At 65.0% G+C, this 18,406-nt stretch carries 18 protein-coding genes; 7 read left to right on the plus strand and 11 right to left on the minus strand.

The window, feature by feature from the left end; all coding sequences use genetic code 11:
• Positions 1-45 precede the first annotated feature (45 nt).
• The 3 genes from IRZ56_RS01415 to IRZ56_RS01425 form a co-directional block, all read right to left on the minus strand.
• Entirely contained in the window at positions 46-1,137 is a 1,092-nt protein-coding gene (locus IRZ56_RS01415; RefSeq protein ID WP_196143262.1) for an extracellular solute-binding protein, read from the minus strand.
• The gene (gene aguA, locus IRZ56_RS01420; RefSeq protein ID WP_196143263.1) at positions 1,137-2,246 is read right to left on the minus strand and encodes an agmatine deiminase; all 1,110 of its coding nucleotides are present in this window, start codon (positions 2,244-2,246) and stop codon (positions 1,137-1,139) included. Before aguA ends, IRZ56_RS01415 begins: the two co-directional genes overlap by 1 nt.
• 95 nt (positions 2,247-2,341) lie before the next feature.
• Entirely contained in the window at positions 2,342-3,229 is an 888-nt protein-coding gene (locus tag IRZ56_RS01425; RefSeq protein ID WP_196143264.1) for a LysR substrate-binding domain-containing protein, read from the minus strand.
• A gap of 343 nt (positions 3,230-3,572) precedes the next feature.
• On the opposite strand from IRZ56_RS01425, the gene IRZ56_RS01430 reads away from it, so the two are divergent.
• From IRZ56_RS01430 to IRZ56_RS01445, 4 genes are all read left to right on the plus strand, one after another.
• Complete coding sequence (locus IRZ56_RS01430) at positions 3,573-4,862, plus strand: NAD(P)/FAD-dependent oxidoreductase (RefSeq protein WP_196143265.1); 1,290 nt, start codon at positions 3,573-3,575, stop codon at positions 4,860-4,862.
• A complete protein-coding gene (locus tag IRZ56_RS01435; RefSeq protein WP_196143266.1) occupies positions 4,855-5,433 on the plus strand; it encodes a helix-turn-helix domain-containing protein in 579 nt (192 codons plus the stop codon). Before IRZ56_RS01430 ends, IRZ56_RS01435 begins: the two co-directional genes overlap by 8 nt.
• 9 nt (positions 5,434-5,442) lie before the next feature.
• Positions 5,443-6,798 (plus strand): glutamine synthetase family protein, encoded by a 1,356-nt coding sequence (locus IRZ56_RS01440; protein ID WP_196143267.1) that lies wholly within the window; start codon positions 5,443-5,445, stop codon positions 6,796-6,798.
• Between the two features lie 166 nt (positions 6,799-6,964).
• A complete protein-coding gene (locus IRZ56_RS01445; protein WP_196143268.1) occupies positions 6,965-7,744 on the plus strand; it encodes a TSUP family transporter in 780 nt (259 codons plus the stop codon).
• Here IRZ56_RS01445 and nudC read toward each other — a convergent pair.
• Entirely contained in the window at positions 7,712-8,542 is an 831-nt protein-coding gene (gene nudC / locus IRZ56_RS01450; protein WP_196143269.1) for an NAD(+) diphosphatase, read from the minus strand. The genes IRZ56_RS01445 and nudC overlap by 33 nt on opposite strands.
• A gap of 36 nt (positions 8,543-8,578) precedes the next feature.
• Positions 8,579-9,391, minus strand: a complete 813-nt coding sequence (locus IRZ56_RS01455) for a crotonase/enoyl-CoA hydratase family protein (RefSeq protein ID WP_196143270.1) — start codon at positions 9,389-9,391, stop codon at positions 8,579-8,581.
• 150 nt (positions 9,392-9,541) lie between these two features.
• Here IRZ56_RS01455 and nhaB point away from each other — a divergent pair, with 150 nt between their 5' ends.
• On the plus strand, positions 9,542-11,044 hold the full coding sequence (gene nhaB, locus IRZ56_RS01460; RefSeq protein ID WP_196143271.1) for a sodium/proton antiporter NhaB: 1,503 nt from the start codon (positions 9,542-9,544) through the stop codon (positions 11,042-11,044).
• A gap of 166 nt (positions 11,045-11,210) precedes the next feature.
• Here nhaB and IRZ56_RS01465 read toward each other — a convergent pair whose 3' ends face one another.
• Positions 11,211-11,603 carry a GFA family protein gene (locus IRZ56_RS01465; RefSeq protein WP_196143272.1) on the minus strand — a complete coding sequence of 131 codons (393 nt, stop codon included), beginning with the start codon at positions 11,601-11,603 and terminating at the stop codon, positions 11,211-11,213.
• Positions 11,604-11,804: 201 nt separating this feature from the next.
• On the opposite strand from IRZ56_RS01465, the gene IRZ56_RS01470 reads away from it, so the two are divergent.
• Positions 11,805-12,218 (plus strand): hypothetical protein, encoded by a 414-nt coding sequence (locus IRZ56_RS01470; protein ID WP_196143273.1) that lies wholly within the window; start codon positions 11,805-11,807, stop codon positions 12,216-12,218.
• Positions 12,219-12,425: 207 nt separating this feature from the next.
• On the opposite strand, the gene IRZ56_RS01475 is transcribed toward IRZ56_RS01470, so the two are convergent.
• The gene (locus tag IRZ56_RS01475; protein ID WP_196143274.1) at positions 12,426-13,043 is read right to left on the minus strand and encodes a dihydrofolate reductase family protein; all 618 of its coding nucleotides are present in this window, start codon (positions 13,041-13,043) and stop codon (positions 12,426-12,428) included.
• 263 nt (positions 13,044-13,306) lie between these two features.
• Between IRZ56_RS01475 and IRZ56_RS01480 the strand changes: the two genes are divergently transcribed.
• The gene (locus tag IRZ56_RS01480; protein ID WP_196143275.1) at positions 13,307-15,061 is read left to right on the plus strand and encodes a BCCT family transporter; all 1,755 of its coding nucleotides are present in this window, start codon (positions 13,307-13,309) and stop codon (positions 15,059-15,061) included.
• Positions 15,062-15,183: 122 nt separating this feature from the next.
• Here IRZ56_RS01480 and ehuA read toward each other — a convergent pair whose 3' ends face one another.
• The 4 genes from ehuA to ehuB form a co-directional block, all read right to left on the minus strand.
• Positions 15,184-16,041 carry an ectoine/hydroxyectoine ABC transporter ATP-binding protein EhuA gene (gene ehuA, locus IRZ56_RS01485; RefSeq protein ID WP_196143276.1) on the minus strand — a complete coding sequence of 286 codons (858 nt, stop codon included), beginning with the start codon at positions 16,039-16,041 and terminating at the stop codon, positions 15,184-15,186.
• Positions 16,041-16,697 (minus strand): ectoine/hydroxyectoine ABC transporter permease subunit EhuD, encoded by a 657-nt coding sequence (gene ehuD, locus IRZ56_RS01490; protein ID WP_196143277.1) that lies wholly within the window; start codon positions 16,695-16,697, stop codon positions 16,041-16,043. Before ehuD ends, ehuA begins: the two co-directional genes overlap by 1 nt.
• Entirely contained in the window at positions 16,694-17,353 is a 660-nt protein-coding gene (ehuC, locus tag IRZ56_RS01495) for an ectoine/hydroxyectoine ABC transporter permease subunit EhuC (protein WP_084855739.1), read from the minus strand. The genes ehuD and ehuC overlap by 4 nt, the downstream gene beginning before the upstream one ends.
• 62 nt (positions 17,354-17,415) lie before the next feature.
• On the minus strand, positions 17,416-18,276 hold the full coding sequence (gene ehuB, locus IRZ56_RS01500; protein ID WP_196143278.1) for an ectoine/hydroxyectoine ABC transporter substrate-binding protein EhuB: 861 nt from the start codon (positions 18,274-18,276) through the stop codon (positions 17,416-17,418).
• Between the last annotated feature and the right edge of the window lie 130 nt (positions 18,277-18,406).

Here is an 18,406-nt window from a genome sequence, read left to right on the forward strand (position 1 = left end):
CCCCTGCCCACCACGACCGGTACCAGGCTACTACCCGTCTCAGGTTCAGCTCTTGAGCCGGCTGAACGCGCGGGTCAGCGCTCGGTTGAACGCCTTGCCATTGTCGTTCTTGCTGTACAACCGCGCCCTCACCTGCGCAGGTGGATAGGTGCCCGGTGCATTGCGGATCCGCGCATCCACCAGGCTGTCTGCTGCCGTGATGGCATTGGCGTAGTGAATGGTGTCGGTGATGGGCGCGATCACGTCCGGTCGCATCAGGTAGTCCATCAACTTCCAGGCCGCCTCCGGATGCGGCGCGTCCTTGGGTACCACCAGCGCATCCAGCCAGATGAGCGTGCCTTCCCTGGGAATCTGGTAGTCGAGCTTGAACGTCTTGCCGGCCTGCTCGGCCTGGGCCTGGGCGATGGCCACGTTGCCGTTCCACGACATCGCCACGCAGGTCTCGCCATTGGCCAGGTCGTTGATGTTGCGGTCATTGTCGAAATAACGGATATACGGGCGGATCTTGCGCAGATGCGCCTCGGCGGCCTTCAGGTCCTCCATGCGCTGCTGGTTGATGTCCAGCCCCAGGTAGCGCATGGCTGCCGCGAACACCTCGTTGGGATCATTTAGAAAACTCACACCGCAGTCGGCGAATTTCGCCACCACCTGCGGGTCGAACAGCATCGCCCAGCTGTCACGCGGCGCATCCGCGAGCCGCGCCGCCACCGCCTGTTCCTGGTACCCCACGCCCGTGGTGCCCCAGGCGTAGGTACCGGCATAACGATTGCCCGGGTCGAACACCGCCATATGCTGGCGGAACTCCTCGCCGATGCCCGACAGGTGCGGCAACTGGCGCTTGTCCAGCGGCTGCAGCGCGCCGCTGGCGATCGCCCGGCTCAGGTGCTGGCCAGCGCTGAGCACCAGGTCGTAGCCGCTACCGCCAGTGAGCAGCTTGGTTTCGGCGGTTTCCAGGGAGTCGAAGTGGTCGGCCACCACACGGATGCCGGTCTCTTTCTCGAAGTTGGCCAGGGTGTCCGGGGCGAGATACTCGCCCCAGATGTACAGATTGACGGTCGGCTGTTGTGCGTCGGCTGCCTGGGCCGCCGACACGGCACAACCCAGGGCGAGCGCCAGGGCAAGGGCGGTCGGTTTCATCAGCGGTCTCCGGCAGCGTATTGAGGCATGGTGATGCAGGCGACGTTGCCGCCACCGAGCAGGATCTCCCGCGAGTGCTCGATACCGATGATGCGGTGGTTGGGAAACAGCTCGGCCAGGGTCGCCTGGGCCACGCTGTCGTTGCGGTCGCCGAACAGCGGCACGACGATGGCCGAGTTGCCGGCGTAGTAATTGATGTACGAGGCACAGATCCGGGTACCTGCCTGGCGCAGATGGGTACCGTCGACCTGGTCGAGGCCTGCGGCCTCTTCGGCGGTCCATTCCAGTACCTGCGGCTGCGGCAGCTTGTGCACTTTCAACTCGCGGCCTCGGCTGTCGCGTGTGCTGCGCAAGATGTCGTAGGCCTCCTGGTAGATCTCCCACTGCGGGTCGTTGCGATCGTCGGTCCATTGCAGCACGACCTCGCCGGGGCGTACGAAGCAGGCCAGGTCGTCCACATGACCATCGGTTTCGTCGAACTTGCAGCCGCGCGGCAGCCAGATCACCTGCTCGGCACCCAGGTAGTCCTGCAGGCGGCGGGTGACTTCCTCCTTGCCCAGGTGGGCATTGCGGTTGCGGTTGAGCAGGCACTGCTCGGTGGTCAGCAGGCTGCCCTGGCCATCGCTCTGGATGCCGCCCAGCTCGGCGATCAACGGGGCGCGGTAGCGGTCCAGGTGCTCGATTTCCAGCATCTTCTGGGCGATCTGATCGTCCTTGTCCCAGGGATAGTAGAGGCCGCCATCCAGGCCACCGTAGGCATTGAATTCGAAATCCACCCCGCGTACTTCGCCGGTGCTGTCGTTGACCACGAAACAGGCGCCGCTGTCACGGAACCAGGTGTCGTTGCAGGTCATCTCCACTACCCGCACCTGGGCCGGCAACAGACGGCGGGCGTTGGCGTACTGGGCGGCGGAGGCGCACACGGTCACAGGTTCGCTGGAGGCGATGGCGGTGACGATATCGACCCAGACCTTCTGCGCCGGCTTGCCACCGTTGCGCCAGACATCCGGGCGCTCCGGCCAGCCGAGCCAGCAGCGGGTCTTGCGCTCGAATTCGCCAGGCAGGCGGAAGCCATCGGCCTTGGGAGTGGTGGTCAGCGTACGCGCCATGGGTCGAACCTCGTCATCGGTGAGTGATGACTGCACGCTACGCCGCAGCGCCAGGGGCTTCCAACGATGAAAACTCAGCGATTGATGAATTGAATTCAGGGTTCGGCGATCTGTTCGATGAACCAATCGACGAATTCGGCCACGGCCACCCGCTCCAGGCGCAGGCGCTCGCATACCAGGGCGTATTGGCCCTGTGCGGTCACACTGGCCGTGAACGGCCGCACCAGCCGCCCGCTTTGCAGGTCGGCCTGGCAGGTCAGGTTATCGCCCATGGCCACGCCCTGCCCCAGCACCGCCGCCTCCAAGGCCAGCGCCGCATGGGGGAAATACAGCTGGCGGGTGGGCAAGGCATCTTCGGCGTGAGTGGCCAGCCAGGTGGTCCAGGTGCGGCCGTCCTGGTCGTCGTGCAGCAGGCAATGGCGCACCAGGTCCCGTGGGCGCTTGAGTCCGCCCTGGTTGAACAGGCCCGGGCTGCACACCGGGAAGAACTGCAACAGCGGCAGCGGCCGGACGAAATGGGTACTGGCGTCCAGCGCGCTGGTGCCGTAGGTGATGGCAAGGTCGACGTCCACCGCCGGGGCACCGGCGTCGATCGGCTGCTCGTGCAGGTGCAGGGTGATGTGCGGGTAGCGACTGCTGAAGTCGGCAAGCCGGGCCACCAGCCACTTCTGCGCGAGCTCTGCCGTCACCGCGACCCTGAGCACGGCCTGGGACGCCGGATCGCGCAGCTCGTCGCAGGCCTTGCCGATCAGTTCGAAGGCCTGCTGCAGGTGATGCAACAGGCGCTCGGCTTCAGCCGTCGGACGCACCTGGCGCCCTGCCCGCTCGAACAGCGGCACGCCGAGTTGCTCCTCCAATTGGCGGATCTGATGGCTGACCGCGCTGTCGGTCACGCACAGCTCGGCAGCAGCGCGGCCGAAGTGGCCATGGCGGGCGGCGCATTCGAAGGTGCGCAGGGCAGTCAGGGAAGGCAGGCGGCGCATGGGGGTTCCTGAGTCCAAGGGGCTGCAGTGCAGCCAATCGCGGGGCGAGCCCGCTCATAGAACAACGCATAAGTATTTGATTTTGCAGGGCCCTGTGGGAGCGGGCTTGTCCCGCGGTTGGGCCGGGCCCGATATCATCGTCGCCTGGCAAGGGCTTCGCCCTTGATCGCGGGACAAGTAGGACCGCCGCACCGCCGCTCCCACAGGGGCGCGGCGCTAGCCGCTTGTTCTCTGCGCGATGGGTCACAACAGGATCTTATCTGCAAATGATGGCGACTGGCGCGGTGAAATTTATCTGCTATTTTTTCATGAAATAAATAACAAAAAATTTCACGAGGCCCGCATGTTCAAGCAATCCGCTCAACACGTCGCCAGCTATTACGCCCAGACCTACCCCGGCGCCATCCCCTTACGCCCGACCCTACAAGGCACCCTGGATACCGATGTGCTCATCATCGGTGCTGGCTTCAGCGGCCTGCATACCGCGCTGCGCCTGGCCCTGGCCGGTAGGCGCGTGGTCCTGCTGGAGGCCAGCCGGGTCGCCTGGGCCGCGTCCGGGCGCAATGGCGGGCAGGCGCTGCTAGGCTGGTCGTGCGACATGCCGCCGCTGGAGAAGGCGCTGGGCGTGGAGCGCGCCCGCCGGCTGTGGGCCAGCATGTGCTGGGCCGCCGAAGAAATGCGCGAGCTGCCCGAGCGACACGGTTTCGACGTGGACTACCGGGTCGGCAGCCTGTGGACCGCCGTGATGCCCCGTCGGGTGAAGATCCTTGAACAGGCCCAGCGCGAGGCCGAGCAGAAATGGGGGTACGACTGCCTGCGCCTGATCCGCCGCGACGAGCTGCCCGAATGGATCGACAGTCCGCGCTACCAGGCCGCCCTGTACGATCCCAACGGCGCCCATCTCAACCCGCTGAAGCTGGCCCAGGGCCTGGCAGCCACGATCGAGGCCGCGGGTGGGCAGATCTTCGAGCAGAGCCGGGTGCTGGACTATCACGAAAGCGCCAGCGGCTTCGTCGCCCGCACCGCCCACGGCGAAGTGCGCAGCCAGGTGCTGGTACTGGCCTGCAATGCCTATATCGACCGCCTCGACCGCGACCTCTCGCGCCGCCTGCTGCCGGTGGGCTCCTACCAGGTGGCCACCGCGCCCCTGGACCCGGCACTGGCCCAGTCGCTGCTGCCGCGCAACAGCTGCGTGATCGACAACCAGTTCGTCCCTGATTACTTCCGCCTGACGCCCGATCACCGCCTGTTGTTCGGCGGTGGCTGCACTTACCTGGGCGGTATTCCCAAGGATGTCGCCAGCGCCACCCGCCCTTATCTGGAACGCGTCTTCCCCCAGCTCACCGGCGTGGCCCTGGACTATGCCTGGGGCGGACACATCGACTGCAGCATCCAGCGCACGCCGGACATCGGACGCCAGGGCCAGCGCTACTGGCTGCAGGGCTTCTCCGGCCATGGCGTGCTGCCGACCCTGGCCGGCGCGCGGGCGGTCAGCGATGCGATTCTCGGCGATGACGAGCTGCTGGGCCTGTATCAGGGCATCGAGAACGGTCGCTTCCCCGGTGGAGCGCTCATGGCCGCGCCATTGGAAGCCGCTGCCAAAGCCTGGTACAGGTTGCGCGACCATGTCTGAAGCCCACGTCACACGGCACACCGACGAAGACATCCAGGGCCTGGCGCTGCTGATCCGCGACCTGCGCAAGCACCGTGGCCTGACCCTGGGCGAGCTGGCCAGTCGAGTCAACCGCTCGCTGGGTTTCGTGTCCCAGGTCGAGCGCGGCCTGTCGCGCCCAACCGTGGCCGACCTCACCGCCATCAGCGAAGCCCTGCATGTACCGACCACCTATTTCTACCAGGCCAACCAGCCCCGGGCGCTGGGCTGGGTCACCCGTCCCGGCGAGCGGCGCACGATCTACTACGCCGAGGGCGTGACCGACGTGTTGGTCTCGCCCACCCTCACCGGCAGCTTCTCCATGCTCGAAAGCCACCTGGCCCCCGGCGCCAGTAGTGGCGAGGGGCACCTGGACGACAGCTCCGAACAGGGCGGGTTCGTCCTCGAAGGGCAACTGACCGTCTGGCTGGAAGGCCGCGACGAGCCGGTGACCCTCGGCCCCAACGACAGTTTCCAGCTACCGCCGCACAGCCAGTTCCGCTACGCCAACCTGACCGACCAGACGACCCGAGTCCTCTGGGTATTTCGTTGAGAGCACAGCATGACAACCACAATAAAAAGCGTTCCCGACCTGCTCAGTGAAGTTCGCGCATTTCGCGCCCAGCACCCCGACGTGCGCCATGTGGACCTGATCAGCCTGGATATCCCCGGGCATTTCTATGGCAAACGCTACCCGGTGGACATGCTCGAAAAGGTTGCCGCCGGCAGCCCCCTGAAACTACCGCAAAACTGCGTGTTGCTGGGCGTGCAGGGCGGGCTGTTCCCGATCGGCGACTACTGCTTCGCCGACGGCGATCCGGACGCACCGCGCCGCCTGGTGCCCGGCACCCTCAAGCCGGTGAACTGGGAGCGCGAGCCGCTGGGGCAAATGCTCATCACCTCCGACGGCACCGCCGCCCCCATCGAGTTCGAACCGCGCGAAGTGCTCGCCCGCGTGCTGCAGCGCCTGCAACGTCGAGGCATCCGCCCGGTGGTCGCCTTCGAGCTGGAGTTCTACCTGTTCGACCGTACGCTCGAAGATGGCCTGCCGCAGTTCCCCCGCGACCCGTTCAGCGGCGATGCCGACGACCAGCCCAACATGCACATCGAGCGCCTTTCGCGGTTCTCCGACGTGCTGCACGACATGGTCGGCACGGCCAATGCCCAAGGCGTGGATGCCAATGTCATCACCGCCGAGCTCGGCCCGGGCCAATTCGAGATCAACTTCGGCCATTGCGATGACGGCCTGCGCGCAGCTGACTGGGCCGCCATGTTCTGCCGCAGCACCCGTGGCGTTGCCCTCAAGCACGGCCTGCGCGCCTCGTTCATGAGCAAGCCCTACCTGCATGCGCCGGGCAGCGGCATGCATGTCCATGTGAGCCTCTACGACGAGGCCGGCAACAACCTGCTGGCGGCCGACGGCCAACGCCCCCTGCGCCACGCCGTGGCCGGCTGCCTGGCGCTGCTGCCGCACTGCATGCCGATCTTCGCCGCCAACCACAATGCGTTTCGTCGCTATGGCGCCATGGTCAATGCCGCCAGCCGTGCCAGCTGGGGCTTCGAGGACCGCGATGCGTGCATTCGCATCCCCGACTCCGATGCCCGTAACCTGCGCATCGAACATCGCCTGGCGGGGGCCGACGCCAACCCATACCTGGTGCTGGCGGCGATCCTGTGCGGCATGGAACATGGGCTCGATGCCGCACAGGAGCCGATCGCGCCGCTCAACGACGACCGCACCAGCGGAATCGATTTCCCCACGGACATGCTCGGCGCCGTGGCGGCGATGCGCAGCGATCGGGCGGTGAACGAGGGCTTGGGTGAGGAGTTCGTGATGGTCTATTGCGAAAACAAACGCCAGGACCATTTGGCATTCATGCATGAGGTCAGTGCGCGGGAGTATCGCTGGTTCCTCTGATCGACATATCAACAAAGGTCGCCCCCACACTGTTGGAGCGGCCTTGTGCCGCGCAAGGGCTGCAAAGCAGCCCCAACGGCTCGATTGGCAACCGCTCTGCGGGCCGATTACCATGTACACCCTCTAGCGCGGCCCTCGCCGCCTCCCCAGCCAGCCAAAGCCCCCCATGCCCTTCGAACTCACCGTAGAACCACTCACCCTGCTGATCCTCGCCCTGGTCGCCTTCGTCGCCGGGTTCATCGACGCCATCGCCGGCGGCGGCGGGCTGCTGACCACGCCGGCATTGCTGACCGCCGGCATGCCGCCGCACCTGGTACTGGGGACCAACAAGCTCAGTTCCACCTTCGGCTCGGCCACCGCCGGCTTTACCTACTACCGACGCAAGCTGTTCCACCCGGCGCAGTGGCGCCCGGCGCTGCTGGGTACATTGGTCGGTGCGCTGCTCGGGGCGGTAGCGGCGCACTTCATGCCCGCCGACTGGCTGAACAAGATGCTGCCGGTGATCGTCTTCGCCTGCGGCGTCTACCTGCTGTTCGGCGGTACGCCCAAGGCACCACTGGACGCCGACGTGCCAATCAAGAAGAGATGGCAGTTCCCCCAGGGCTTCGGCCTGGGCTTCTATGACGGCGTGGCCGGCCCGGGCACTGGCGCGTTCTGGACGGTGAGCACCTTGCTGCTCTACCCCATCGACCTGGTCCGTGCCAGCGGCGTGGCACGCAGCATGAACTTCGTCAGCAACATTGCGGCGCTGACGGTATTCATCGTTTCCGGGCAGGTGGACTACATCGTCGGCCTGGCCATGGGCCTGTCGGTGATGGTCGGTGCGTTCTTCGGTGCCCGCACGGCGATCAGCGGCGGCAGCAAGTTCATCCGCCCGGTATTCATCGCCGTGGTCCTGGCATTGACCGTGCGCCTAGTGTGGCAGCACTGGTTCGGGCAGGCCTAGGCGACGGGCCACATAGAGGTCGATCAGGTAGCGGGCGATGGAGCGCCCGGCCGGCAGCGGCGGCAGGTCGTGCACGTTGAACCACTGGGCATCCTCGATCTCGTCCGGCTGCATGACGATTTCGCCACCGGCATATTCGGCATGGAAGCCCAGCATCATCGAATGGGGGAATGGCCAGCACTGGCTGCCGATGTACTGGATGTTCCTGACCTCCACCGCCACTTCCTCGCGCACCTCACGCACCAGGCAGTCCTCCGCCGACTCGCCCGGCTCGGCAAAGCCCGCCAGGGTGCTGTACACGCCCGTGACGAAGCGCGGCGAACGTGCCAGCAACACTTCATCTCCCCGGGTAATCAGCACGATCATGCTTGGCGAAATGCGCGGGTAGCTGCGCAGGTCGCACGGCTGGCAGTACATCGCCCGCTCCCAACGGATCTGGGCCATGGGCTGGCCACAGCTGCCGCAGAAACGGTGCTCGCGGGCCCAAGTGCCGATCTGCGCGGCATAGCCCAGCACGGTGTAGGTCTGCATGTCGCCCTCGAGCATGAACTGGCGCAGGCCGCGCCAGGTGCAGCCCGGCACCTGGGCAGTGGCGCGCAGCTCGAGCAGGAACACCGGCTGGCCGTCCAGGTGGCCGATGCCGTGCTCGCACAGTACGTCCAGGTCCTGGGCCTTGAGCCACTGGCGGGGGAACAGCGCGCCGTTGTCGTCCACCAGGAACCCTTCCGGGCCACGGGCGACGGCCAGGCCGCCGGTGATCTGCGGGTCTAGTACTGCGGTAGTCCAGCGTGCTGACATGTTCGGGGGTTCCTTGAAGCGCGTCCCCCGGCCTGGTCAGTCGGCGAACGTCGGTTTCTGTTTGCTCATGTGGGCCGCGATAGCGACCCGCAGGTCTTCGGACTGCAGCATGGCGGCGTTCCAGGTGGCGATGTACTCCAGGCCATCGTCGATGCGATGGTCGCGCATGTAGTTGAGCATCTGCTTGGTGCCGCCCACGGCAATCGGCGATTTTTGCGCAATTTGCGCCGCCAAGGCAAAGACTCCATCGAGCAGCGCCGCCTGGTCGTCGAACACTTGGTTGACCAGCCCGATACGCTGGGCCTCGGCCGCCGCCACGTTGCGCCCGGTATAGGCCATCTCGCGCATCACGCCATCGCCGATGATACGCGGCAAACGTTGCAAGGTGCCGACATCGGCCGCCATGCCCATGTCGATTTCCTTTATCGAGAACTGTGCATCCGCGCTGCAGTAGCGCATGTCGCAGGCCGAAACCAGGTCGATCGCCCCGCCCAGGCAATAGCCCTGGATCGCCGCCAGCACCGGCTTTCGGCAGTTGTCCACGGCATTGAACGACGCCTGCAGGCCGAGAATGGTGCGCCGCAGCAGGCGTGCGTTGCGCCCCACGTCCCTGCCCATCTGCCCGGCCAGCTGGGCCAGCAAGGCCAGGTCGATACCGGCGGAAAAATGCCTGCCGGCAGCGCTGAGCACCACTACGCGCACCGCGTCGGTGTCATCGACCCACTGGAAGATGTCGCGGATCTCCTGCCAGAAGTCGGCATTCATCGCATTGAGCTTTTCCGGGCGGTTGATCTGCACATGGGCGATGTTATCGGTCAGTTCAACCTTGAACGCGCGATACTCGGTCACAGGCGGCACTCCTGAAGTAAAAATATTCACGTAGCGGACTATAACGCACCCACAAGGCAGTGCTTGTGCCAAAAGCGGGACTGAACGCCTTGCACCCAGCGCGCGCATCGGGCACCTTGCGCCACTGCTGAATCATAAGGATACAAATTCATGTCCCGTTCCCTGCCCAGCGCCTTCGCCCGCGGTTTCCTGGGCCAGTCGCCGCTCTGGTACAAGGCGGTCATCTGCCTGTTCCTGGTGCTCAACCCCCTGTTGTTGGCCACCCTCGGCCCGGTGGTCGCCGGCTGGGTGCTGGTGATCGAGTTCATCTTCACCCTGGCGATGGCGCTCAAGTGCTACCCCTTGATGCCGGGCGGCCTGTTGCTGATCGAAGCGCTGCTGCTGAAGATGACCACACCTGAAGCGCTCTACGAGGAATTGCTGCACAACTTCCCGGTGATCCTGCTGCTGATGTTCATGGTGGCCGGCATCCACTTCATGAAAGAGCTGCTGCTGTTCCTGTTCTCCAAGATCCTCCTGGGCGTGCGCTCCAAGGCGATCCTGTCGCTGCTGTTCTGCGTGCTGTCGGCCTTTCTCTCGGCGTTCCTCGATGCGCTGACGGTTACCGCCGTGATCATCAGCGCCGCGGTGGGCTTCTACGCGGTCTACCACCGCGTGGCGTCGGGTTCCAACCCGCGCGAGGAGTCGGAACTGGACAACGACCACCAGGTGCCGCAACTGCATCGGGACGACCTGGACCAGTTCCGCGCCTTCCTGCGCAGCCTGCTGATGCATGGCGCCGTGGGCACGGCCCTGGGCGGTGTCTGCACGTTGGTGGGCGAGCCACAGAACCTGTTGATCGGCCATGAAATGAGCTGGCACTTCGGCGAGTTCTTCTTCAAGGTCGCCCCGGTATCGATGCCGGTGCTGGCCGCAGGCCTGGTGACCTGCGTGCTCTTGGAGAAACTGCGCCTGTTCGGCTACGGCACGCTGATGCCCGAACGCGTGCGCCAGGTGCTGGCCAGCTACGCCGCCGAAGACGACGCCGCGCGCACCCAGGCCCAGCGCGTGGCCCTGCTGGTGCAGGGCATTGCCGCGTTGATCCTGATCGTCTGCCTGGGCCTGCACATCGCCGAAGTAGGCCTGATCGGCCTGTTGGTGATCGTGCTGATCACCGCCTTCACCGGCATCACCGATGAGCACCGCCTGGGCCGCGCCTTCCAGGACGCCATGCCGTTCACTGCCTTGCTGGTGGTGTTCTTCGCCGTGGTGGCGGTGATCCACCAGCAGCAGCTGTTCAGCCCGTTGATCGCCTGGGTCCTGGCCCTACCGGCAGAACAGCAGCCAGGCATGCTGTACCTGGCCAACGGCCTGCTGTCGGCGATCAGCGACAACGTGTTCGTGGCCACCATCTATATCACCGAGGTCAAGCAGGCGTTCCTCGAGGGCGCCATGAGCCGCGAGCATTTCGAGACCCTGGCGGTGGCGATCAACACCGGCACCAATCTGCCCAGCGTGGCCACGCCCAACGGGCAGGCGGCGTTTCTGTTCCTGCTGACCTCGGCGATCGCGCCGTTGGTGCGGTTGTCCTATGGGCGGATGGTGTGGATGGCGTTGCCCTATACCGTGGTCATGGGCGGGCTGGGGTGGTGGGCGGTGACCTACTGGCTCTGACCCCTTTCTCGTTGTAGGAGCGGCCTTGTGCCGCGATCGGGCGCGCAGCGGCCGTGAATGGGCCACCTCGGTATGACTGGTTTACCGAGGTGGCTGGTTTACGGGCGCTACGCGCCCGATCGCGGCACAAGGCCGCTCCTACATTGTCCCGAGCATGCTGACTCGGTCAGGTTTCGCTACGCCCCGTTCCTTCCCGGTCGCCCGCGTAATGCCGGGCGAGCGGGAACGCCGGCAACCACCCTTCACGCCGAACCGTCCAGCTTTCATAGGTCGGCGTGAACTGGTCCGGCGCATCTAGCGCCCCCAGATGGACCTCCACCTCGTCCCCGCTTCGCGAAAACACCGACGACCCGCAGCGTGGGCAGAAAAACCGTCCGGCATAGTCGCCCGTCTGGCCTTCGACCTTCACCGCCTCTTCGGGAAAAATCGCCGACGCGTGAAACAACGCCCCATGGTGCTTGCGGCAATCGAGACAATGACAAAGCCCTACCCTGTAAGGCTGCCCCGCAGCCTCGAAGCGAACCTGGCCGCAAAGGCAACCGCCTGTGAACAGGTGCATATCCGCCCTCCTTCGCCGATCTTGACGTCAATGGACAGCATAGCCATGCGAGCTTGCCGATTTCATCATCTATGCCCCGCGCATGGCCTTCCTCGAGGAGGATGACGGGGCCGGCTATTTTGTCGGGCGGCTTTGAACAAATGTCGCCGCGATTTGTCCATAGGACACATCACAACACTCGCCCCTGGAGGCGTTTAAATCATGAAGAAAACCCTGGCTGCCGTGGCTGCTTTTGCACTGGTATTGGGCACCACAGCCTTCCTGCCTGCTGAGGTGTCCCCGATCGCGTCGGCTTATGCCAAAGGTGGCGGCGGCGGTGGTGGCCACGGCGGTGGCGGTGGTCATGGCGGCGGGCATGGCGAGGGCGGCCTGGGCCTGGGCAAATCCGACGGGCATGCCGGCAAGGCTTCCCGTGACCATGGCCTGAGCGGCAACCACTACGGCAAGGACCGTAACGATGACAAAGGCCACGGCACCGCGACTTCGGGCATCGCCCAGTCGAAAGACACCCGCGGCCTGACCAAGGCCACTGCGATCTCCGGCACCACGCCGGGTACGCACAACAGCAAAGGGCTGTCGAACGCGGTGGATTCCTCCACCAAGAACGACCGCTGAGGCCAAAGGCCTGGTCGACAAAGCCGCACCCCACAAGGTGCGGCTTTTTTTTACGCTGGCGCACGGCAAGCCGACTCCGCGCCCTTTGTGGGAGATTCTATGGTTGTGGGCAAACCGGCTCCCACCGGTACTTCGCCAACTACACCCTGTGGGAGCCGGCTTGCCAGCGATTGGGCTGTCAGGCAGCCCCTTGCGTCCTCACCGGCGCTAGTCGAACGACCCGGTCCGCACTTCCCCGCTGCGCACATACCGGCTGATGACCACCCCGCTCGGCGTCGCGGTCGAGTCCGTCAGGGTAAAGGCCGCCGGCTGGGCATCGTCGCCGAACAGCCGCTTGCCCGCCCCCAGCAAGATCGGGTGGACCATGAGCAGCAATTCATCCACCAGCCCCGCCGCCAGCAATTGCTGCACCAGCTCGCTACTGCCCTGGGTCAGCAAACGGTCGCCCGCCTGCCGCTTGAGCGCGCCCACGGCCTCGCAGACATCGCCCTGCAGCCCATGGCTGTTATGCCACTCCAGTGTCTCTGGATGGTGGGTGGCCACATGTTTGGGTATGCGGTTGAACACTTCGGCAATCATGTGATCGCTCGACTCGGCGCCGATACGCGGCCAGTAGCCGGCAAAAATATCGTAGGTGCGCCGCCCCAGCAGCAGTTCGAACGGCTCGGCGAACAGCGCGTCGATGGCCTGACCGAAGGCCTGGTCAGCGTAGGGCACGAGCCAGCCGCCGAAACGGAAGCCGCCGCTCAGGTCTTCGCTCGGCCCGCCAGGGGCCTGCATGACGCCATCGAGCGAAACGAACGCGGCAACGGTGAGCTTGCGCATGGTGTGATCCTCCAGTTCTGGGCTGCCAACATGCCGCCCCTGCTCATGGTCGAACGGCGCACGGCCAGATCGACAGCCGGCCACGGCGTCGTTTCAAGGACGTGCCAGGACGGTCTTGGGACAGGAAGCCCCCTTTTTTCAGCAGGATAATCCCGCCTCGGCAGCACGGCCTGGTTCCGAGGCGTCTGCCGACGCACAGCGGCACACTTAAAAAAACTACAACCTGCAGCGGCAAGGCACCCACCAAAGGGGCGTTATTACACATGGCAACGGAAGAGAACGTTGAAACACTCGCGCTTGGCGTGACGGACCCTTCGCAAACCGAAGAGGCCAAACGGGATCGTCACCTGGAGGGCAAGATCGACTGGGTCGTCTTCGGCATCACCAGCATCCTCGCAATCGCATTCGTCATCTGGGGTTTCGTCAGCCAGGCAAGCCTCGCGGCCAGCGCCTCCAACGCCCAGTCCTGGGTCATCGTCAACTTCGGTTGGTTCTTCGTCCTCACTTCCACGCTGTTCGTGGTATTCGTGCTATGGCTGGCGGCTAGCCGCTACGGCAAGGTACCGCTGGGGCGTGATGGCGAGCGCCCCGAGTTTCGCACCGTGTCGTGGGTGGCGATGATGTTCAGCGCCGGCATGGGCATCGGCCTGATGTTCTTCGGCGTGGCCGAGCCGCTGTCGCACTATGTTTCCCCGCCGCCCGGCACCGCCACCGCGCAAAGCAGCGAGGCGATGCAGGTGGCCATGGCCACCACGCTGTTCCACTGGACCCTGCACCCCTGGGCCATGTACGCCATCGTCGGCCTGGTGATCGCCTACGGCACCTTCCGCCGCGGTCGCTCGCAACTGATCTCCACGGCATTCCGCCCGTTGATCGGCCGCCACGCCAACGGCCCCATCGGCCGCCTGATCGACATGATGGCGATCTTCGCCACCCTGTTCGGCTCGGCCGCCTCGCTGGGCCTGGGCGCACTACAGATCGCCGGTGGCCTGGAATACAACGGCTGGATCGAGCACCCGGGCAAAATCTTCTACATCTCGATCATCACCCTGCTCACCGTCGCGTTCGTCGCCTCGGCGGTCTCTGGCATTGGCAAGGGCATCCAGTGGCTGTCCAACACCAACATGGTGTTGGCCCTGGCACTGGCGCTGTTCACCTTCATCGTCGGCCCGACCCTGCTGATGCTGAACCTGCTGCCGACGTCCATCGGCGTCTACATCGAGATGCTGCCGCAGATGATGGCACGCACCAGTGCCAGCGGCGGCGAGCAGATGGACAACTGGCTGGCCGGCTGGACCGTGTTCTACTGGGCCTGGTGGATCTCCTGGACACCGTTCGTCGGCATGTTCATCGCCCGCATCAGCCGTGGCCGCACCATCCGCCAGTTCGTCACCGGCGTATTGCTGGTGCCGAGCCTGGTGAGCCTGATCTGGTTCACCATCTTCGGCGGCGCCGGCATCGACGCGCTGCAGCAAGGCACCTACCAGTTGGTCAATGGTGCCGTGAACAGCAACCATGCGCTGTACCAGTTGCTGGAAAGCTACCCGTGGGCCTCGGTGACCTCGGTGCTGGTGATGGTCCTGGTCGGTATCTTCTTCGTCTCCGGCGCAGACGCCGCATCCCTGGTGATGGGCACGCTGTCCGAGCGCGGCACCACCGACCCGTCCCGTGCCACGGTGATCTTCTGGGGTGCCCTGACCGGCACGGTGGCGGCGATCATGCTGGCCATCGGCGACCCGAGCAACCCAGGCGAGGCCCTCACGGGCCTGCAGAACCTGACCATCGTCGTGTCGTTGCCCTTCGTCATCGTGATGGTGCTGCTGTGCCTGGCGCTGTACCGCGACCTGCGCAAGGACCCGATGATGCTGCGCCATCTGCGCGGCACCGAGCTGATCGAGAAAGCCGTGCTGTATGGCGCGGTCAAGCATGGCGAGGAGTTCTACATCGTCGTGCAGGAGAAGAAGTCCGCGGTCAAGCGTACGTCCGCCGAGACCGAAGCCACTGAGCAACCGCTTTAACACCTCGTCGCCTACCTCGCGGGACAAGCCCGCTCCTCCAAGACAGCGCCGTTCTGACGTGCAGCGTCTTTCCTGTAGGAGCAGGCCTGCCCCGCGAACACCGGCGCAGCCGGTGCCATGCCTCAGTTGGCTTCCCTGACCGCACTCAAGAATGCCCGGGTCCTCTCCTGCTGGGGGTTCTCGTAGAGCTGGGCCGGCGCGCCCTGTTCATGGATCTGCCCTTTGTAGAAGAAGCACACCCGGTCGGCGAACTCACGGGCGAACCCCATCTGGTGGGTGACCATGAGCATGGTCAGGTTGTGCTCGCTGCCCAGTCGGCGGATCACGTTGAGCACTTCTCCGCACAACTCGGGGTCCAGCGCCGACGTCACCTCGTCGAACAGCATCACTTTCGGCCGCATGGCCAGGGCCCGGGCGATCGCCACGCGCTGCTGCTGGCCACCGGAAAGCTGCGAGGGGTAGTGATCGAACTTGTTGCCCAGCCCGACCATCTCCAACAGCTCGGCAGCACGTTCGCGGGCCTCGGCAGGCTTGACGCCCAGCACCTGCACCGGTGCCTCGATGACATTCTGCAGGGCGCTCATGTGCGGAAACAGGTTGAAGCTCTGGAACACCATGCCGATCTTCGCGCGCACGCGGCGCACATGGCGTTCGTTGGCGCTGACCAGGCCGCCGTTGCGCCCGGGCATGTGGGTCAGCGATTCGCCATCCACTTCGATCATGCCCTGGTCGATGCCTTCAAGCGTCATGAGCACCCGCAGCAAGGTGGACTTGCCCGAGCCGCTGGGGCCGATGATCGCCACTTTTTCGCCCGGGGCGACTTCCAGGTTCAGGCCGTCGAGCACAGTGAAGTTGCCGTAGCGCTTGGTGACGTCGCGGAAGGCGACGATCGGCTGGGCGATGACCGGTTCCGGCATGACGTGGTCCCGCTGCTGGGGGCTGGTGGCAAGGGTGGCGAGGTTCGAGACAGGCGCGATCATTAGCGTAACTCCAGGCGCACTTCGAGGCGCCGAACCAGGTAGGCCAGAGCGACGCTCAAGGCCAGGAAGAACAGACCGACCAAGGTGATCGGCTCCAGGTAACGGAAGCTTTCGGAACCGACGTTCTTGGCCTGCTGCATGATTTCCACCACGGTGATGGCGGACAACACCGGGGTGTCCTTGAGCATGGCGATCAGGTAGTTGCCCAGCGGCGGCAGGATCGGCCGCACCGCCTGGGGCAGGATGATCGTGCGGTAGGCGGTCCAGGGGGCGAAGTTCAGCGCCACCACGGCCTCCCACTGGCTGCGCGGCACAGCGTCCAGCCCGCCGCGGTACACCTCGGCGATATAACAGGCGTAGTGCAGGCCGATGCCGAGGATACCCGCCTGCATGGCCGTCATGTTCACGCCGTAGTTGGGCAATACGTAGTACAGGAAGTACACCTGGATCAGCAGCGGCGTGCTGCGGATGAACTCGATCAGCAGGGTCACCGGCCAGGCGATCGCCACTTGCCGGCTGCGCCGTCCGATGGCTAGGAACAAGCCCAGGACGATGGCGATCATGAAGCCCACCAGGGTAATGCCCAGGGTCTTGAGCGAGGCCTGCAGCAGGTCGGGCAAGATCTGCGCGACGTAGTTCCAGTCCCAGACGTTCATGACAGGCTCCCCCGCAGGCGACCACGGCCCAGGCGTCGCTCGACCCCGCGCATGGCAAAGTTGATGACCTGCGCCAGGACGAAGTACAGCAGCAGGGTCAGGCTGAAGATCTCCAGGGTCTGGAAGGTCGCCTGGTCCAGCTGGCGGGCGCGGAAGCTCAGGTCCGACAAGGTGATCAGCGACACCAGGGAGGTGTTCTTGAGCAGCTCGATCAGCAGGTTGGTGCCCGGTGCGATCGCCGCCAGCAACGCCTGGGGCAGGATGACGCGGCGAAAGCGCGTGGCCGGTGGCATGTTCAACGCCACGCAGGCCTCGTATTGGCCCTTGGCCACCGAGCCGATGGCACCGCGCATCACCTCGGCGCCATAGGCCCCGATGTGCAGCCCGAGACCGACGATGGCCACGGTGTAGGCGCTCAGTTCCAGGTTGAACGGCGGTAACGGCAGCACGAAGAACAGCCAGAACAGCTGCACCAGCAGCGACGTGCCACGGAACAGTTCGATGTAGGCCACGCAGAACCAGCTCAAGGGTCGCCAGGAGGAGCGCCGGCCCAGGGCGGCGAGGATCGCGGCGACGATGGCCAGCAACGAGCCGAAGAATGTGACCTGGATGGTGATCCAGGCACCTTGCAGTAACAGCGGTATCAATTCACCCATGGTTCGACCTGAATAATCGGATTACGCAGGGAACGGCATGGCAGGCGCCATGCCACCTCGATTCATTGCTGGGCACAGAGCTCGGCGGCGGTCTTGTCGGTCACGTTGGAGCGGTCGAAACCGAACGGGGCCACGGCCTTGAGGTGCTCTTCGCTGCCCAGCCAACGCTTGAGTTCGGCGTTGACCGCGTCGCGCAGGTCCTTGTCCTCAGGGCGGAACGCCAGGGCGCCGTAACCGGTGTGGGCCGGGTCGTCCTTAAAGTCGCCGATCGCCTCGACCTTCTCGCCGCCCTTCTTCGCCAGGCCCTTCATGGTCAGCTGAGTGCCCACCGCGGCATCGGCGCGCCCGGCGCGCACGGCCTGCAATTGGGCGGTGGTGTCTGGCACCTGGAGGATCTGCTCTTCCTTGACGCCTGAATCACGGGCATAGGCCAGGTTGACCGTGCCGGCCATGATCGCCAGCTTCACCTCGGGGTTCTTGGCGATGTCGGCGTAGCTGTGCAGGTTCTTCGGGTTGCCGGCGGCCACCAGCAGGGTGTCGGGCAAGGCGTACTGCGGGTCGGTGAAAATCACCTGCTTGCAGCGCGCCGGGGTGATGTACATGCCAGCGGCAATCACATCGAAGCGGCCTGCACGCAACCCTGGGATCAGCGACCCCCACTCGGTGAGCACGCCATCGACCTGCTTGATGCCCATCTTCTGGAAGATGATCTTGGCGATCTCCGGCGATTCGCCCGTGACCCGACCGTCGGTCTCGGTGAAGGCGAATGGCGTTTCGTTGGCGTAGCCGATACGAATGCGGCTGTTTTCCTTGATCGTGTCCAAGGTGGTGGCCTGGGCACTGGCAGCCAGGCCCAGGGCCGCACAGGCCATCAGCAGGCGCTTGAAGGGGGATACCGCGTTGGCGGAAGGAGGCTGGCTCATCAATGAATCTCCTGTTTTGTTATCAAACCGTCGGTGACGGCTGTGTGTATAGGAGGCAGTGGAGCAAAACAGCGAAGGCCGGATGTCTCGTTCGATCGGTGCACAGCCCGAGCGTTCCGGCGGGCCGACG

It is taken from the genome of Pseudomonas guariconensis (genome assembly GCF_015680235.1).
Lineage (GTDB): Bacteria > Pseudomonadota > Gammaproteobacteria > Pseudomonadales > Pseudomonadaceae > Aquipseudomonas > Aquipseudomonas guariconensis_A.

Bases quoted from the DNA above. Each gene is read 5' to 3' on its own strand.
- IRZ56_RS01480 (WP_196143275.1), top strand. From the start codon at position 13,307: ATGGCAACGGAAGAGAACGTTGAAACACTCGCGCTTGGCGTGACGGAC.
- ehuC (WP_084855739.1), bottom strand. From the start codon at position 17,353: ATGGGTGAATTGATACCGCTGTTACTGCAAGGTGCCTGGATCACCATC.
- nhaB (WP_196143271.1), top strand. From the start codon at position 9,542: ATGTCCCGTTCCCTGCCCAGCGCCTTCGCCCGCGGTTTCCTGGGCCAG.
- IRZ56_RS01430 (WP_196143265.1), top strand. From the start codon at position 3,573: ATGTTCAAGCAATCCGCTCAACACGTCGCCAGCTATTACGCCCAGACC.
- IRZ56_RS01445 (WP_196143268.1), top strand. From the start codon at position 6,965: ATGCCCTTCGAACTCACCGTAGAACCACTCACCCTGCTGATCCTCGCC.
- nudC (WP_196143269.1), bottom strand. From the start codon at position 8,542: ATGTCAGCACGCTGGACTACCGCAGTACTAGACCCGCAGATCACCGGC.
- IRZ56_RS01440 (WP_196143267.1), top strand. From the start codon at position 5,443: ATGACAACCACAATAAAAAGCGTTCCCGACCTGCTCAGTGAAGTTCGC.
- IRZ56_RS01415 (WP_196143262.1), bottom strand. From the start codon at position 1,137: ATGAAACCGACCGCCCTTGCCCTGGCGCTCGCCCTGGGTTGTGCCGTG.
- IRZ56_RS01465 (WP_196143272.1), bottom strand. From the start codon at position 11,603: ATGCACCTGTTCACAGGCGGTTGCCTTTGCGGCCAGGTTCGCTTCGAG.
- ehuD (WP_196143277.1), bottom strand. From the start codon at position 16,697: ATGAACGTCTGGGACTGGAACTACGTCGCGCAGATCTTGCCCGACCTG.
- IRZ56_RS01475 (WP_196143274.1), bottom strand. From the start codon at position 13,043: ATGCGCAAGCTCACCGTTGCCGCGTTCGTTTCGCTCGATGGCGTCATG.
- aguA (WP_196143263.1), bottom strand. From the start codon at position 2,246: ATGGCGCGTACGCTGACCACCACTCCCAAGGCCGATGGCTTCCGCCTG.
- IRZ56_RS01425 (WP_196143264.1), bottom strand. From the start codon at position 3,229: ATGCGCCGCCTGCCTTCCCTGACTGCCCTGCGCACCTTCGAATGCGCC.
- IRZ56_RS01435 (WP_196143266.1), top strand. From the start codon at position 4,855: ATGTCTGAAGCCCACGTCACACGGCACACCGACGAAGACATCCAGGGC.
- IRZ56_RS01470 (WP_196143273.1), top strand. From the start codon at position 11,805: ATGAAGAAAACCCTGGCTGCCGTGGCTGCTTTTGCACTGGTATTGGGC.
- ehuA (WP_196143276.1), bottom strand. From the start codon at position 16,041: ATGATCGCGCCTGTCTCGAACCTCGCCACCCTTGCCACCAGCCCCCAG.
- ehuB (WP_196143278.1), bottom strand. From the start codon at position 18,276: ATGAGCCAGCCTCCTTCCGCCAACGCGGTATCCCCCTTCAAGCGCCTG.